Raw genomic sequence first — 1,358 nt, 5'->3', positions numbered from 1 at the left:
AGGTCTCCACGTTCTCCGGGTCGCCCTCGCAGTCCACGACCACGATCTGACCCGGCTGCAACTCGTTGAACAGAATCCGCTCCGACAACGAGTCCTCGATCTCCCGCTGGATCGTGCGACGCAACGGCCGGGCACCCATCACCGGATCCCAACCCTTCTTCGCCAACCACCGCTTCGCGTCCCCGGTCAACTCCAGACCCATGTCCTTGTTCCGCAACTGAGTCTCAATCCGGCTGATCATGATATCCACGATCCGCAGAATCTCACCCTCACCCAACTGATGGAACACAATCGTGTCATCAATACGGTTCAAGAACTCCGGCCGGAAATGCTGCTTCAACTCATCGTTGACCTTCTGCTTCATCCGCTCATAATTCGAGTCAGAATCCTCCGACGCCTGGAACCCCAACGACACAGCCTTCGCCACATCCCGAGTACCCAAGTTCGTCGTCAGAATAATCACCGTGTTCTTGAAATCAACAATCCGACCCTGACCATCCGTCAACCGCCCATCCTCCAAAATCTGCAGGAGAGTGTTGAACACATCCGGATGAGCCTTCTCAATCTCATCGAACAACACCACCGAGAACGGCCGCCGACGCACCTTCTCCGTCAACTGACCACCCTCGTCATACCCCACATACCCCGGAGGAGCACCCACCAGCCGAGACACCGTGTACCGATCATGGAACTCCGACATGTCCAACTGGATCAACGCGTCCTCAGACCCAAACAAGAACTCCGCCAAAGCCTTCGACAACTCCGTCTTACCCACACCAGACGGACCCGCGAAAATAAACGAACCAGACGGACGCTTCGGATCCTTCAACCCCGCACGAGTACGCCGGATCGCCTTGGACACCGCCTTGACCGCGTCCTCCTGACCCACCACCCGCTTGTGCAACTCGTCTTCCATCCGCAGCAACCGAGCAGTCTCCTCCTCGGTCAGCTTGTACACCGGAATACCAGTCCAGTTCGCCAAAACCTCAGCGATCTGCTCATCATCGACCTCGGACACCACATCCAGGTCGCCGGCCTTCCACTCCTTCTCCCGCTGCGACTTCTGACCCAACAGCTGCTTCTCCCGATCCCGCAACTGCGCAGCCCGCTCAAAATCCTGCGCGTCGATCGCGGACTCCTTGTCCCGACGCACCTGAGCGATCCGCTCATCAAAGTCCCGCAGATCCGGCGGCGCGGTCATCCGACGGATCCGCATCCGCGCACCCGCCTCATCAATCAAATCGATCGCCTTGTCCGGCAAATACCGATCCGAGATATACCGATCAGCCAACGTCGCCGCGGCCACCAAAGCCGCATCCGTGATGCTCACCCGGTGATGCGCCTCGTACCGATCCCGC

1 protein-coding gene is annotated in these 1,358 nt (G+C 58.8%); it reads right to left on the bottom strand.

What is annotated here, in order from left to right:
• The coding region (locus tag Raf01_RS49000) for an AAA family ATPase (RefSeq protein WP_203925055.1) at positions 1-1,358 on the bottom strand (1,358 nt) is incomplete at both ends.

It is taken from the genome of Rugosimonospora africana, from assembly GCF_016862975.1.
Classification (GTDB): domain Bacteria; phylum Actinomycetota; class Actinomycetes; order Mycobacteriales; family Micromonosporaceae; genus Rugosimonospora; species Rugosimonospora africana.
The sequence above is the reverse complement of the archived record's forward strand: the minus strand, read 5'-3'. Positions and strand labels throughout refer to the sequence as shown.